Origin of the sequence: Aeribacillus sp. FSL W8-0870, assembly GCF_037963755.1 — a bacterium.
In the GTDB taxonomy this organism is placed as follows: domain Bacteria; phylum Bacillota; class Bacilli; order Bacillales; family Aeribacillaceae; genus Aeribacillus; species Aeribacillus composti.
In genome coordinates, this window is record NZ_CP150165.1 from 2,278,885 (window position 1) to 2,293,684 (window position 14,800).

The window sequence follows — 14,800 nt, forward strand, 5'->3', positions numbered from 1 at the left end:
ACTGTCAAGACGCATACTATGAGTTTTATTTATACGTACAGTTCCTTTTCTTTCAATTGTACTTTCTCTTTCACGCTAGGGTTCACTAAATATTTAGGATAATATCCCGATAACACATCTGCAACATTTTGGGCAGTTTTTCGTTTTAATTCAATTTCAGATTGTTCAGAGTACCAAGCAACATGTGGCGTTATAATAACATTCTCCATTTTAAGAAGTGGATTATCCGGTTGAATCGGCTCATATTCTGTAACATCTAGACCTGCACCAGCAATCTTGCCAGCCTGCAAAGCACGGATTAAAGCAGACTCATCAATAACTGGACCGCGAGCTGTATTTATAATAAAAAGATCTTTTTTCGCCAAATTAAATTGTTCATCGCTTATCAGACCTCTAGTATCTTTGGTCAGTGGCGCATGAACAGAAATGTAGTCAGATTCTTTAAATAAATCGTTTAGTTCTACTAATTTAATATTTAATTGATTCGCTACTTCCTGCGGAATATATGGATCATAAGCAATGATGCTTAAACCAAAAGATTGTGCTTTTTTAGCTAATGCCTGTGGAATTCTTCCTAGCCCTACCAGTCCTAGTATTCTGCCACGTAATCTAAAAATCGGCTTTCCGAGATTAAAATTCCAAACTCCATTTTTTACTTCACTATTTAACTTCACCACCTTCCGTGCTAATGCAAGCAATAATGCAAAAGCATGGTCAGATACTTCATCGACTGAATAATCTGTTACGTTTCCGACAACAATACCTTTTTGAGTAGCCGCATCAACATCGATGGTATTAACTCCTACCCCATATCGTGAGATAACCTTGCAATTTTCTAAGCTTTCAATTACTTTTGTTGAGATAGGAGCGTATTGATTAATAATTGCATCGGCATCTTTGCACACAGCAATTACCTCTTCCTCCGTATGACACTGTGCAGCTACGAACTCTACATCTAATAAAGAAAGTACTTCTTTTTCAGGAGCTAGCGTTTGAAATTCATAATCAGTAACTACCACTTTAAATTTTTTCATTTTTTCTCCTCCTAAATCTATGTATTTTTCAATCATTTTGCTTATTTATTACACCAAATAAATCAGACAAGTAATATATACTATTTCATATTCAGATTTAAGCATAATCAATGCATAATAAGTCGAAATTTTACAATGTTTCCTTCTTTTAAAATACTCCTCTACCTAAAAGGCTAAAATTTATATTTACCATTCAGCAACGGAACCATCTCTATGGCGCCAAACAGGATTTTTCCAATCGTGTCCTATTTCTGACATTTTTCCTACATACTCTTCGTTAATTTCTATACCTAGCCCCGGTCCCTGTGGAATTTTGACATATCCATTTTTGTATTCAAACACAGAAGAATCGACTAAATAATCTAAGAGATCATTTCCTTGATTATAATGAATGCCAAGGCTTTGTTCTTGAATAAAAGCATTATAGGATACTGCATCGATTTGCAAAGAAGCGGCCAAGGATATCGGACCTAACGGACAATGAGGAGCTAGTGCAACATCATAGGCTTCAGCCATCACAGCTATTTTTCGCACTTCAGTAATTCCACCTGCATGAGAAAGATCAGGCTGAATAATATCTACATATCCCTCAGATAAAATCGTTTTAAAGTTCCAGCGGGAAAACATTCTTTCCCCTGTTGCAATAGGAATGTTAGAATGCATAGCAACTTCACGTAATGCTTCATTATTCTCAGGTAATACAGGTTCCTCGATAAACATAGGGTGGTATGGTTCCAGTTCTTTGGCTAAAATCTTTGCCATTGGTTTATGGACACGCCCATGGAAATCAATACCTATATCGAAATCATCACCAACAACTTGTCTGATGGTTGCAACCCTTTCAATCGTTTCATCAATCTTTTTATGAGAATCAATAAACTGAAGCTCTTCGGTAGCATTCATTTTTACAGCTGTAAAACCTGCATTTTTCGCATTTTTTGCTGCTTCAGCAACATCGCTAGGACGGTCTCCTCCAATCCAACGGTAGACACGAATCGAATTACGAACCGGGCCACCTAGCAATTGATGAACGGGGGCATTAAAATATTTTCCTTTTATATCCCAAAGCGCTTGATCAATTCCCGATATAGCACTCATTAAAATCGGACCTCCGCGATAAAATCCACCTCGATAAAGAACGGTCCAGTGATCTTCAATCTTCAAAGGATCTTTTCCTATCAAATATTCGCTTAATTCTTCTACCGCTGTTTTTACCGTATTTGCCTTTCCCTCTATAATCGGCTCACCCCAACCGACAATTCCTTCATCAGTACTAATTTTCAGGAATAACCATCTAGGTGGAACGATAAAAGTTTCAAATTTTGTAATCTTCATTTTGCACTTTTTCCTCCAAAACAACAGCTTTTCGAATTTCCTCGATAAACTTTTGTGCCGTTTCTTTCAAAAGATCAAAGCGTCCCTCCTCAATTGCTTGTTTATTAAGCAATGTACTTCCTACTCCTACCGCTACGGCACCATTTCGTATAAACTCTGCCACATTTCCTAAAGATACTCCACCAGTCGGCATCATAGGAATATGTCCTAAAGGCCCTCTTAGTTCCTTAAAGTATTTCGGTCCCAAAATACTAGCTGGAAATACCTTTAAAAGATCGGCACCAGCTTGATATGCTCTTACAATTTCTGTTGGTGTCATGACACCGGGAATGGAAATTTTACCATATCGATTAGCTAAACAAATCGCTTCCTCATTAAATATAGGTGAAAAGATAAAATCTGAACCTGCCTCAATCGCCCTTTTAGCCGTTTCTGCATCAAGTACTGTTCCAGCACCAACTATTGCTCGTGTTCCAAACTTTTCTTTAAGGCAAGCGATTATTTCAAAACTGCCGGGAGTATCTACTGTAATTTCTAGCGCCTCTACCCCTCCTGCTATCAATGCTTCTGCAATATGGAAAATTTGTTCTTGCTTTGGTTTTCTAATGACTGCCACCAACTTAGATTTCTTTAAGCGATTTAAATTTGTAATCTTTTCCACAACATCCTCCCCCTTATCGTTTTACATCTTGTAAGCTAATAACACCTTTTATAAATTCTTCCAATTCCTCGCTTCTAGGCAGTCCTTCAACATCTCCACTCATCCCAACAGCCATAGCCCCGACTGCATTTCCACGTTTCACCGCCGAATAAATAGATTCATTCCTTAAAATTCCACTTATTACCCCCGCTGCAAATCCATCACCAGCTCCAACCGGATCTACTATTTGAGAGACAGGGAATCCTTCCACATAACCACTTTCATTTTTCGATTGATAATATGCACCCTTTTCACCTATTTTGATGATGACAGTTTTTTCTTTTCCAAAAAAATCCGCAATTTCCTCAGGTGTTTTTCGCCCCGATAACATCTCCCCTTCATCCAATCCTGGTAAAATAATATCGGCTTCTTTTGCAATTTCTAATAAAACCGATTTCGCTTTTTCCTTATCCCAAAGCTTTAATCGGATATTCGGGTCAAAAACAATTTTTACTTCATTCTTCTTAGCAATTTCGATAGCTTTAAAAACTGTCTCCCTGCAAGTTGGACTAAGTGCAGGGGTAATTCCCGTTAGATGAAGGATCTTTGCGCTAGCAATATAATCTTCATCAAGGTCATCAGGAGTTAATAAACTAGCAGCAGAGTTCTTGCGATAATAATATACTTTTAAATTTGTAGCTGAGTATTTTTCCTTAAAAAAAATACCTGTAGGAGCCTCATCAGTATAAATACATCTAGAGGTGTCTACCCCTTCACCTCTAATAAATTTATGAATATATCTTCCAAAAGGATCATTACCTAATTTGCTAAACCAGCCGACCGAGTGTCCTAGTCTTCGCAATCCAATAGCTACATTAGATTCTGCCCCTCCTATTTGTTTATAAAATCGATCATTATACTCAATCGGGAGCATAAGTTCAGAGGTAAATAAGACCATTGTTTCCCCGAATGTTACAACATCAAGTTCTTTCACGTTAAGCCTCCCCTTATTACATCCTATTTACTGTTAATTCAAAAAGTTTTACTAAATAATTTCTGAAATACATAGAAGCAAAGGTAGTGTAATTTGATGTTCCGAGGTATGAATGTTTGGCTCTTTTGACTTTCAAAAACAACTCAAAATCTTGCTTTAACAGCCGAAAAATAAAAACAGCAGTTCGAACCATTCCAAGAAAAACTTAATGAATGAAAGGTCCTTAATAAATTTAAGTTAATTTTAAATAGTATTACTATTAATAATATTCTTATAATTTTGTTGCTAAAATGTTGGACCAATTCTCCAAATACCGAAATCATACTGTTTTAAAATTTCTGCTTTCGTAAGCTTTCCGGAAGCTGTTAATAAAAGTTCATGGAAAACCCTTTCGCCTACCGATTCGAGAGACTCTGTTCCTTCAATAATTGTTCCTGCATTGATGTCCATGTTTTCCCTCATTTTTTCAAACAGCGGAGTATTGGTAGCAATTTTAATGACTGGTGCGATTGGAGAGCCTGTCGGTGTTCCTCGGCCACTTGTAAATAAGACGACCTGTGCCCCACCGGCAACCATTCCTGTCAGTTGTTCAATATCATGCCCAGGAGTATCCATCCATACTAACCCTTTTTTAGTTGGCTGCTGGGCATAATCTATTAACTCTTGCAAAGGTCTAGTGCCAGCCTTGGCAGCTGCTCCGAGTGATTTTTCTTCTAGTGTAGTGAGTCCTCCCTTTCGATTCCCTGGACTTGGATTCCCTGTACGGATATCCACTCCCATCATAATGGCCCGTTTCTCCATCGCCTCGATGACTTGATACACTTTTTTAGCTACTCGGTCATCAACAGCACGATTCGCTAAAAGATGTTCGGCACCAATTAGTTCAGTTGTTTCTGCTAAAATAACCGTACCTCCTCTGTCAACAATCATATCGCTTACATAACCAACTGCCGGGTTTGCAGAAAGACCGGAACAGGCATCTGAGCCTCCACATTCTGTTCCTACAATCAATTCACTAATATCAAACGGCTCCCGAACCAAAGCAGAAGCATCTTGTACCATTTTCGTTGCTATTCTCGCTGCCTCTGCAATTGCTCCAATCGTTCCCCCATGATCTTGAATAGATACAAGTTCAACCGGCTTGCCGCTTTTGGCAATTTCCTGTGCAATACTTCTTCCTTGGTGTGTTTCACAACCAAGCCCCATCACAATTACTCCGTATACATTAGGATTTGTCCCCATTCCAACATATGTTCGGAATGTTTGCTCATAATCAACACCTACTTGAGCGCAACCATGCTGATGAATAAAAGATACCGTACCATGAACAAGTTCTGTCACCTGCTTTGCTGCCTGTGTAGCACAAACAATTGTAGGCAATATAAGCACATGATTGCGAACTCCCACTCGGCCGTCAGAACGTCTATACCCCCATAGCTGTTCTGTTTTCATTTATCTTATCTCCCCTTCCCCTCTTCCCTTCTACATTATGGATATGAACATGCTCGCCTATAGCAATATCCTTAGAGGCAACTCCAATAACTTCGCCATATTTGGAGATATCTTCACCTTTTTTAATCGGAATAACAGCAAATTTATGCCCGAATTCAATGATTTCTTTAATTTCAATCTCATACTCTTTGCCTTGACATGTTACTGTTACTACACTCCCAGCAGGGATATTGTCTAAAGCAGTCGCGACGTTATCTTTGGAGTTCATCATAATAGTACGGTAGAAAGATGCCATATAATCTTTCTCCTTTCTTTAAACTGAAGTTTTTTTCAACGAACCGATTACCGGAACACCTAATCCTTCTGCTCCAAGCTCAGACATGATTGCTTCCGGATAGTATTGTTCAATAATACGCATTCCTAATGCTGCCCGTCGCACTCTTTCCCGACATAAATCAATATTAACTGATTCTAGATGTTTCCCTGATGGATATACATCAGGATGATTGCGTAATCCAAATTTAATATAAACAGGGGACAGAATACGAATAATTTCTGGAATTTCGTAATGTCTAATAAAGCCGCCAAAGCCGTCCGGCACCTCCACATATATGTCAATAGGAATATCGATTACTTGACGAATAGCTGCCAGTTTAGGCAAAGTTAAAGCAGTAGGAACGTTATACGTATCTGCGCCTAATTCCGCCATTAGCTTAATAGACACCGGATTGGATGCCATCATTTGCACGGATACTTTAATTACAAAATCTTCTGGTAGTATTCCTTGTTTTTTCATTTCCTTCGTTAAAAGCAATAGACCTTCATCAGCAACTAAGGCACCGCGTAATCCCAAGCTTGCTCCTCTTTTTAAATCCTCAATCGCATAAACGAGCTGATCAACTCCTTCGTGTCTAAACCCAACAACTTTCCCTGCACTTGTAAATGGTTGAGCACTAATATCCCATGTACCTCTAGGACCGACAAAAAGGCTTAATTCCATTCCTCGAGCCGCACAAATCTGGCACATTTCCCTAATCTCATCATCCGTTAACAACATAATGCCACTTCCTTGCGATACACGGTGAATAGTTACTCCCAACCGCTCTGCTTCCTCAATTACCGTTTGTAAAGCACGCGGACCTTCTACACTTGGAATCTCAATCCTGTATTGCGCTCCATCAGGGAACCGCTTGGTAGACGTAGGCAGATTATAGAGATCATTGCTTGGGTAACCTAATGATTTAAGAAATTCTCTCGTTTCCTCCATAAATACATGCATCCTTTCTATTATTTACTTTAAAATTGATGGAGTGTGGTGATAGAATTGATAATGTTTTTCGTGAATAATCCAATTTATGATACTATGTTGAATGTTTATTTGCTGTAGGAAAATAAATGATTTTGTTTTAGAAATAACTGAACATCCTTTTTTAAAGAATCACATTCTGTAATAGGTAACTGATGACTCGTTTGATAGCCTAAAATCAGTTGATGCACTGCCTCCTTAACTGCAATAAATAACGGCTGTGAAAGCTCATAAATGGACATAAGCTTGAGAATGAATTCATTTAGAGCTAGTGCTTCTTGGTATTGGCCGGCTTTAAAATTCTCAAATAATCGGACAGATAGTTCTGGAAAGAATGTAGCAGTACCATTAATTGCGCCAGCTGCCCCCATTTGCAGTGCAGGAAGAAGGAGATCGTCAAAAGCGGCAAAAACAGCGAAATCGCTTCTTTGGTATGTAATACTAATTAATTGTCGAATATGACTTAATCTTTCTGTCGTATCTTTAATCCCAACTATATTCTCATGGTCCATGGCTAGCCTTAATATAAGGTCAGGTGATAAATCTTGACCGGTGAGTGAAGGAATATTGTATATCACCAAAGGAATTTTGAGACTTTTAGCTACGTTCATATAATAGTCATATAATTGCTGTTCCGTAAATTTCCAATAAAATGGATTTACTATTAGTACACCGTCAGCTCCAATACTTTCAGCGTGTTGTGATAAATAAATGGTATCCTTTAATGAGGTAGTTCCTGTACCAATTAAAACTGGAACACGTCCATCTACATATCGAACCATTTTCTCTACAAAAAGTTTTCTTTCTTGAAGAGGCAAAGATGAGAACTCTCCCATACTCCCCATATACAGCAATCCATGAACTCCTTTTTTAATTAAATGATCCGCGAGTATATAATTCGCTTCCCAATCAAATTCCCCATCCTTATTGAACAACGTAACGACAGGTGGAATGATTCCTTTAAATTTAAAATCCATGGCTTTCATCCTTCCGAAATATATTTAAAATATTGTCGCGATATGGTATAAATAGTACATTCCAAAACATACACTCACTATCGCTGCTGTAAATTCTAAAGTCCTTTTTGCATTAAATCGTTTCACACTTAACACAAGGGAAATAGTTAAAGCAGCAGTAAAACAGAACATACCAATAATCGTCCCAGCCCCAAAAAACAAAATATATAATGTTGCATCCAACAAACTGTTTACAGTTGATAAGACTAAAACAGTTAAGGCCGCACTCCCTGCCAAACCATGTATACTTCCAATAGCAAAAGATTTCATATAAATAGCACTCGCATCATTTAAATCTCCTTTATCGCCATTTCTCTTTGTATTCCCTAAAATTGACGTAATTCCTAAATAAACAAGCATAATTCCTACAATGATTTCAAAATATGCTTCTACTTTTGGCGGCACTTGGAGCTTGAGTACAATAATGAATAATCCTACTATAAATAAAACAGCACTATGTCCAATCCCCCAAAATACACCTGCTAGCAGAGATCGAAACCAATTCTTACTTTTACTCGCAATCGTTGATACAGCTATTACATGATCAGGCTCTAAAGAGTGTTTAATTCCTAAAAAAAGTCCGACTATTAAAGCTGAAAGTAGACCGAATTCCATTATGATTCTTCTCCCTTTGACCTTTCCCGAGCAATTTCCATCGCTGCCACATATGCCTCTAAAAATGGAACTTTATAATCAGTAGCAGCTTTTTTTACATCCTCGTATTCTGGCACTTGTCTTATTATTTTTCCATTCTGTATAGCTTGTTTTAGACGAATATTTCCATACGGTGTAGAAACACTGACACTCTTTCTTCCTAAAATACTTCTTGTGCATACATTTTTTCTGACACCAAGTGTTGTTGTTTCCATAAGAATAAATTGTTCACACTCTTCTACACTATTCGCCGAAGCCAAAACAGTAAGAAGAACCCCAGGGCGGTTTTTCTTCATAAAGATTGGTGTATAAAACACATCAACTGCCCCCATTTGAAAAAGCCCCTCCATTACATATCCCAGTACTTCACCCGACATGTCATCGACATGACACTCTAAAATGTAAATGACTTCTTGTTGTTGCAAAGGTAATAAAGGCTCACATTCTAATAAATGATTAACCATTTCACCTACTACAACACGTAAAACATTCGGCTGATTGGGTAAATCGCGTGTACCCGCACCATACCCAACTGACGATATTGTCATTGCTGGAATAGGTCCAAATGAAGCCACTTGGCTTTTCACTATCCCAGCTCCAGTTGGGGTTGTTAACTCAAACGGCAAATTGCTGGTCTTTATTGGCACATTTCGAAGTATCTCCAACGTTGCAGGAGATGGAACAGGATAAGTACCATGTGCACAATGGATATATCCGCTCCCCACTGGTACAGGAGAAGAAATGATTCGATCAATTTTAAGTTCTTCTAACGCAACAGCCGTGGCGACAATATCAACAATGGAGTCAATGGCGCCAACCTCGTGAAAATGAACCTTCTCCACAGGAATATGATGGATTTTTGACTCTGCCGCAGCAATTGAATGAAAAATTTGTTGACTACGTTTCTTTACTTCCGGATGCAATTCGGACTGATTGATCATCTCAACTATGTGAGCATAATGCCTATGTGAATGTGTGGTTGAACTATTTAGCGAATCGTGATGATGGGAATGAACTTCATGTTCGTGTTCGAAGTTATCATCTAGGATGACATCCATCTTCGTCGCATAAATCCCCTTTTTTACGACCTTGCTCCATTGTAATTTATACCCTGAAAATGGAAGTTTTTTTAATTCTGTTTCAATTCGTTCTATCGATACTCCTGCGTCTACTAAAGCACCTACCATCATATCGCCACTAATTCCGGAAAAACAATCAAGATAGAGAACTTTCATTCCTTCCCTCCTCTCGTTTCATCGCCTTTTCAATAGACTGTTCAATGACAGATAAGATAGTAGCAGCATAATATCCCGCACCAAAACCATTATCAATATTGACAACAGAGACCCCGCTGGCACATGAATTTAACATCGTAAGCAACGCGGATAAACCTTGGAAATTTGCCCCGTATCCCACACTTGTAGGTACAGCAATAACTGGTTTTGATACTAGCCCGCCTACCACACTCGCAAGTGCTCCTTCCATACCTGCAACTACTACTGCAACATGTGCCTGTTCAATAACAGATATTTTATCTAATAAACGGTGAATACCAGCTACCCCCACATCATATATTCGTTTGACCTCACAACCTAAAAACTCAGCTGTCACAGCTGCTTCTTCAGCAACAGCAAAATCCGATGTTCCCGCACTGACAACGGCTATATATCCTTGTTTTTTTATTTCCACATACTCTTTAGCAATCCAATAAAACGTCCTTGCATTGTTATGATAATGAAAATATTCTAAAGGATACCGATTTTGTAAATTCCTCATCAGGTAATCTGCTTTTTCCTTATTGATGCGTGTGGCGAGTACTTTTTTATGGAATTTCATTAATCTTTCGAAAATACCAAGTATATGTTCTTTAGTTTTTCCTTCACCAAAAATGATTTCGGGAAAGCCCTTCCTTTTTTCACGATGAATGTCCAATGTCGCATACCCAATACAATCATATGTGCGCAATGTTTCATATGCTTCTTCTACAGAAATATTTCCGTTTTTTAACTGCTCAAGGATTTGTTTCAGTGAATCATTCATTTTACCATTCCTTTTTCAGAACTTCATTCATACTTCCTGATCTATACCCTCCTAAATCAAGAGTCACATATAAAAAACCGAGTTCTTTTAGTCTACGATGGATTTCCCGATGGTATTCAATGATACGCGGCATTTCTTCCGGCAAAACCTCGATTCTAGCTATTTCTCCATGATGCCGAACACGAACTTGGTAAAAACCAAGCTCCAAGAGAAATTCTTCGGATTTATCAAGTTGGTCAATTTTCTCTTTCGTTATTTTCGTGCCGTAAGGAATTCGCGATGATAAGCATGCAAAGGAAGGTTTATTCCATGTTTCTAGTCCCATTTCCTTTGATAATATTCTGATTTCGTCTTTATAAAATCCCACTTCTTGAAGAGGACTCCGCACACCAAGTTGTCTTGCTGCTTTTAATCCGGGACGATATTCTCCTAAATCATCCACATTAGAACCGTCAACAACCGTGTACAAATCTCCATATTTCTTAACTAACTCTTGTAACTGTGTATACAAATTATTTTTACAATGAAAACAGCGGCTAAAGTCATTTTGGACAAAATCAACATTTTCTAGCTCATTAATTTGAATTTTCAAATGTTTAACACCTATTTGTTTGGCAAGCTTGGATGTCAACTGTACTTCCCGAGTAGGAAAGGTTTCAGAAACAGCTGTAACCGCCAGCACCTGCTCTCCAACTGCTTCCTTTGCAACCGCCAGCAAAAATGTACTATCCACTCCACCTGAAAAAGCAACTAACACATTCCCCATATCCTTTAATAGATTAATAAGGCGTTCTTTTTTTTTCTCTAGCAGCATTTCTCCCACTTTCTATTCCTCCTAACATGGCATGGCGGAGTAATTTCCTTCATTTAAACCGATTTGTATAATCGAGGCTGTCTCATAAGGATCTGACCTCACGTTCGTTTCATCATCTATCATTCATTGATCCAATGTCCCTTATAATTATTGTGTGGCGCCGGTCTGACCCTTTGGCATTTAAGACAGCCTCTGTATTATTTATGCTTTAATGGATACTGTTTTTATAGATGTAAAAAACTCTATTGCTGCTTGCCCTTGTTCTCTAGAATGAGAACTTGATTGTTTCATTCCGCCAAAAGGCGCTTGAAGCTCTACTCCAGCTGTTTCAGCATTAACTTTTACTAGCCCAGCTTCGATCTCATTAATAAACGAGAGAATATTGCTAATGTCTTTAGTATAAATGGATGCGCTTAATCCATACTCCGTATCATTAGCAAGCTCTAATGCTTCCTGAATGCTATGAACTTTAATTAAAGCGAGCACAGGTCCGAATATTTCCTCACGTGCAATGGTCATATTGATGTCTACATTTTCAAAGACAGTTGGTTCTACATAAAAGCCGTTAGCTAATTCACCTTCTACACATCTTTTTCCGCCGTAAATTAAATCAGCTCCTTCTGCTTTTCCTTTCTCAACATAGGAAAGAACTGTGTTTAATTGTGACTCACTCACACATGGACCCATCCATGTTTCACTTTCCATCCCGTTTCCTACTTTTATTTGTTTTACCTTAGCAAGCAATTTTTCTTTAAATATTTCATATACTTCGCTTTCTACAAAGACGCGACTTGTGGCAGTACATTTTTGACCTGTTGAACGTAATCCTCCGCTTATCGTTCCTTCAACCGCAAGATCGATATCCGCATCTTTAGCAACAATGACAGGGTTTTTTCCTCCCATTTCAAGCTGATATTTCGCCCCTCGTTCATAAGCTGCCCTTCCTACCTGTTTACCCACATTATTGGAACCTGTAAATGTAACACCATTAATATCCGGATGCTCCGCAATTCCTTGACCAATTACAGAACCCGGACCGCATACCATATTTACAACTCCCTTTGGAAAACCGGCTTCATGGAAGCACTCAATCACTTTGGCAGCCGTAACAGCAGCTTCGCTGGCAGGCTTCAAAATAACGGTATTTCCATAAATCAGTGCAGGTGCCATCTTCCAGATAGGAATAGCTACAGGGAAATTCCATGGCGAAATGACACCGACTACCCCAAGGGGAACACGAGTCGTGAACATTAGAGTTCCATTATCACTTGACGGAATAACATCGCCAATTTTTCTAGCACCTTCTCCAGCATAATACCGTAATATATTAACTCCCCTGAGCGTTTCTGCTTTTGCCTCGACAAACGTTTTTCCCATTTCCTTCGTCATGGTTTCAGCAATTTCTTCCAGACGTTTTTCAAGAATATCCGCTGCCTTGTATAAATATTCCCCCCTCGTTAGACCCGAGAGTTTTCTCCATGATTTTTGTGCTCGTTTTGCGGCGGCAACTGCTTTATTTAAATCTTCGATGGATGAACGTTGAATATACCCAACAATTTCATTTTTATTAGCTGGATTTATGCTCGCCTCCACCTCATTCGTTTCCGAGCTTACCCATTCTCCATCAATATAGTTGAAGTATGTTTTGACTTCCATTTGTAAAGCCATAAAAATCTCACTCCTATTCCTTCTATGAATATAGAATTCTCACTAACTTTGTGATCTTTAACTATCAAAGAAAGATGTTTAAATTTAATTTACGACTGTTTTTTGTACTAATGACTTCACAGGATTAGATAGTACACCTATCTCCGGAATTTCAATTTCAATACGATCTTTATCTTGAAGAGTGAAATTGTTTGGTGGAACAATCGATGTTCCCGTTAACAATACCGTTCCATCAAATACTTTGTTATCACGAATTAAGAAAGAAACTAATTCATCATATTTTCTTTTTAGTTGTCTTGTATTAGCGCTCTCTTCTACTACAAGTTGATCATTTCGATATATTCTGCACGTTATCTGGAAGTTGTAAGGATTTGCTACAGTTTCAGAAAGTCGAATTGCAGGACCAATAGAACACGAATTTTTCCATATTTTTGCTTGCGGTAAATAAAGCGGATTTTCTCCTTCAATATCTCTGCAGCTCATATCGTTGCCAATCGTGTATCCAACAATTTGTCCTTCTTTTGTGATCACTAACCCTAATTCAGGTTCGGGAATTTGCCAGTTCGAATCACTACGTAAATAAACCGGCTCGTTAGGTCCTACCGTACGAGTAGAAGTAGATTTTAAAAATATCTCTGGCCTTTCTGCGTTATATACCTTGTCGTAACATGTTTCACCATCGTTTTTTTTATCTGTAGTCTCGTAATTTCTTGCTTCACGGCTTTTTTCATACGTCACACCGGATGCCCAAACTTCAGGTGCAACAATCGGCACAAGCAAGTTTAATTCTGACAAATCTTTTTGCAAACTCTCTTTTCCAGTAATTAATTCGTTAATGTAATTTACAGGGGTCAATCCTGCATGTTTCGCTTCGTAAATAATATCCATAAAATCGTTCATTGGAAGCGGATATATTTTGTTATCATCTGTAACAGCAGCTACCACAGGATTCGAATAATCGTTTAAATATCGAATGATTCTCATAATTGCGTCTCCTTCTTGTTTTATATTAATAAACTCTGTTTTGTTATTTAGACAAAACTTTATTTATGAACGGAAACTTCCTTATTTCACATAACCCATTTCTTTAGAAATGAGATCGGCAGCATTTTTTAATATCTGTACTTCATCTTTCAGTACCGAATCGTTAACTTTTGCAGTCGGTTGCGATATACTAATGGCTGCTATGACATTTCCAGAATGATCCCAAATAGGAACAGCCACACATGTAATGCCTGGTTCATTTTCTTCATTATCTAACGCGTATCCGTTTATTCTAACTTTTTCTAGTTCCGCAAGAAATTGTTCTTCACTAGTAATAGTATTGGCAGTATGACGCTTATAAACATATCCTTTTAAAAATTCTTTAAGCCCTTTATCGTCTTTGAAAGCAATCAATGCTTTTCCTACCGCACTGCTATGAACAGGGACTCTTCGCCCAATCCTCGAATATAAGACGGTTCCCGAAGTTCCTTCTACTTTGTCAATATAAATTCCTTCCTTGCCGTCAAGTATCACAAGATGAACTGTGTTACCCGTTTTTATCGATATATCAATTAAATACTTCTTAGAAATGGCCCGAATATCAAGATGACGAATGACTAAGTTTCCTCTCTCAAACAATTTCATACCAAGTCTGTATTTGCCGTTTTCCGGATTCTGTTCTATATAATGATGATGCTGAAGTGTTTTCAATAGTGAATGCACGGTGCTTTTATGAAGTTGCATTTTTTCACTAATATCTGTAATTTTTAATTCGGTTTCATACTCATCAAATAAATCTAATATTCGTAGAGCGCGGTCAACTGATTGAATCAACGGCATATTCTTCACCCTCTTTAACAGTT

The 14,800-nt window shown here is 38.1% G+C and carries 15 protein-coding genes; all 15 read right to left on the reverse strand.

Annotated features, from left to right (window positions below; translation table 11 throughout):
• Positions 1-29 precede the first annotated feature (29 nt).
• The gene (locus NSU02_RS11005) at positions 30-1,034 is read right to left on the reverse strand and encodes a C-terminal binding protein (RefSeq protein WP_111646571.1); all 1,005 of its coding nucleotides are present in this window, start codon (positions 1,032-1,034) and stop codon (positions 30-32) included.
• Between the two features lie 186 nt (positions 1,035-1,220).
• Positions 1,221-2,369 carry a galactonate dehydratase gene (gene dgoD / locus NSU02_RS11010; protein WP_339192883.1) on the reverse strand — a complete coding sequence of 383 codons (1,149 nt, stop codon included), beginning with the start codon at positions 2,367-2,369 and terminating at the stop codon, positions 1,221-1,223.
• Entirely contained in the window at positions 2,350-3,030 is a 681-nt protein-coding gene (locus tag NSU02_RS11015) for a bifunctional 4-hydroxy-2-oxoglutarate aldolase/2-dehydro-3-deoxy-phosphogluconate aldolase (protein ID WP_111646573.1), read from the reverse strand. Before NSU02_RS11015 ends, dgoD begins: the two co-directional genes overlap by 20 nt.
• A 13-nt stretch (positions 3,031-3,043) precedes the next feature.
• Positions 3,044-4,003 (reverse strand): sugar kinase, encoded by a 960-nt coding sequence (locus NSU02_RS11020; protein WP_339192884.1) that lies wholly within the window; start codon positions 4,001-4,003, stop codon positions 3,044-3,046.
• 285 nt (positions 4,004-4,288) lie between these two features.
• Positions 4,289-5,455, reverse strand: coding sequence for a UxaA family hydrolase (locus NSU02_RS11025; RefSeq protein WP_339192885.1), 1,167 nt, complete (start codon positions 5,453-5,455; stop codon positions 4,289-4,291).
• Positions 5,427-5,750, reverse strand: coding sequence for a UxaA family hydrolase (locus NSU02_RS11030; protein WP_339192886.1), 324 nt, complete (start codon positions 5,748-5,750; stop codon positions 5,427-5,429). The genes NSU02_RS11025 and NSU02_RS11030 overlap by 29 nt, the downstream gene beginning before the upstream one ends.
• Before the next feature lie 18 nt (positions 5,751-5,768).
• Positions 5,769-6,722, reverse strand: coding sequence for a U32 family peptidase (locus tag NSU02_RS11035; protein WP_339192887.1), 954 nt, complete (start codon positions 6,720-6,722; stop codon positions 5,769-5,771).
• Positions 6,723-6,829: 107 nt separating this feature from the next.
• The gene (locus tag NSU02_RS11040) at positions 6,830-7,738 is read right to left on the reverse strand and encodes a dihydrodipicolinate synthase family protein (protein ID WP_339192888.1); all 909 of its coding nucleotides are present in this window, start codon (positions 7,736-7,738) and stop codon (positions 6,830-6,832) included.
• A 24-nt stretch (positions 7,739-7,762) separates the two neighbouring features.
• On the reverse strand, positions 7,763-8,392 hold the full coding sequence (locus tag NSU02_RS11045; RefSeq protein ID WP_339192889.1) for an urease accessory protein: 630 nt from the start codon (positions 8,390-8,392) through the stop codon (positions 7,763-7,765).
• On the reverse strand, positions 8,392-9,666 hold the full coding sequence (larC, locus tag NSU02_RS11050; protein WP_339192890.1) for a nickel pincer cofactor biosynthesis protein LarC: 1,275 nt from the start codon (positions 9,664-9,666) through the stop codon (positions 8,392-8,394). The genes NSU02_RS11045 and larC overlap by 1 nt, the downstream gene beginning before the upstream one ends.
• Positions 9,647-10,471, reverse strand: coding sequence for a nickel pincer cofactor biosynthesis protein LarB (gene larB / locus NSU02_RS11055; protein ID WP_339192891.1), 825 nt, complete (start codon positions 10,469-10,471; stop codon positions 9,647-9,649). Before larB ends, larC begins: the two co-directional genes overlap by 20 nt.
• Before the next feature lies 1 nt (position 10,472).
• Positions 10,473-11,294: an ATP-dependent sacrificial sulfur transferase LarE gene (gene larE, locus NSU02_RS11060; RefSeq protein ID WP_339192892.1), complete on the reverse strand. Its 822-nt coding sequence runs from the start codon at positions 11,292-11,294 to the stop codon at positions 10,473-10,475.
• Positions 11,295-11,486: 192 nt separating this feature from the next.
• The gene (gucD, locus tag NSU02_RS11065; protein WP_339192893.1) at positions 11,487-12,953 is read right to left on the reverse strand and encodes an alpha-ketoglutaric semialdehyde dehydrogenase GucD; all 1,467 of its coding nucleotides are present in this window, start codon (positions 12,951-12,953) and stop codon (positions 11,487-11,489) included.
• A gap of 84 nt (positions 12,954-13,037) precedes the next feature.
• Positions 13,038-13,937 carry a fumarylacetoacetate hydrolase family protein gene (locus tag NSU02_RS11070; protein WP_339192894.1) on the reverse strand — a complete coding sequence of 300 codons (900 nt, stop codon included), beginning with the start codon at positions 13,935-13,937 and terminating at the stop codon, positions 13,038-13,040.
• Between the two features lie 81 nt (positions 13,938-14,018).
• The gene (locus NSU02_RS11075; protein ID WP_111646585.1) at positions 14,019-14,777 is read right to left on the reverse strand and encodes an IclR family transcriptional regulator; all 759 of its coding nucleotides are present in this window, start codon (positions 14,775-14,777) and stop codon (positions 14,019-14,021) included.
• Between the last annotated feature and the right edge of the window lie 23 nt (positions 14,778-14,800).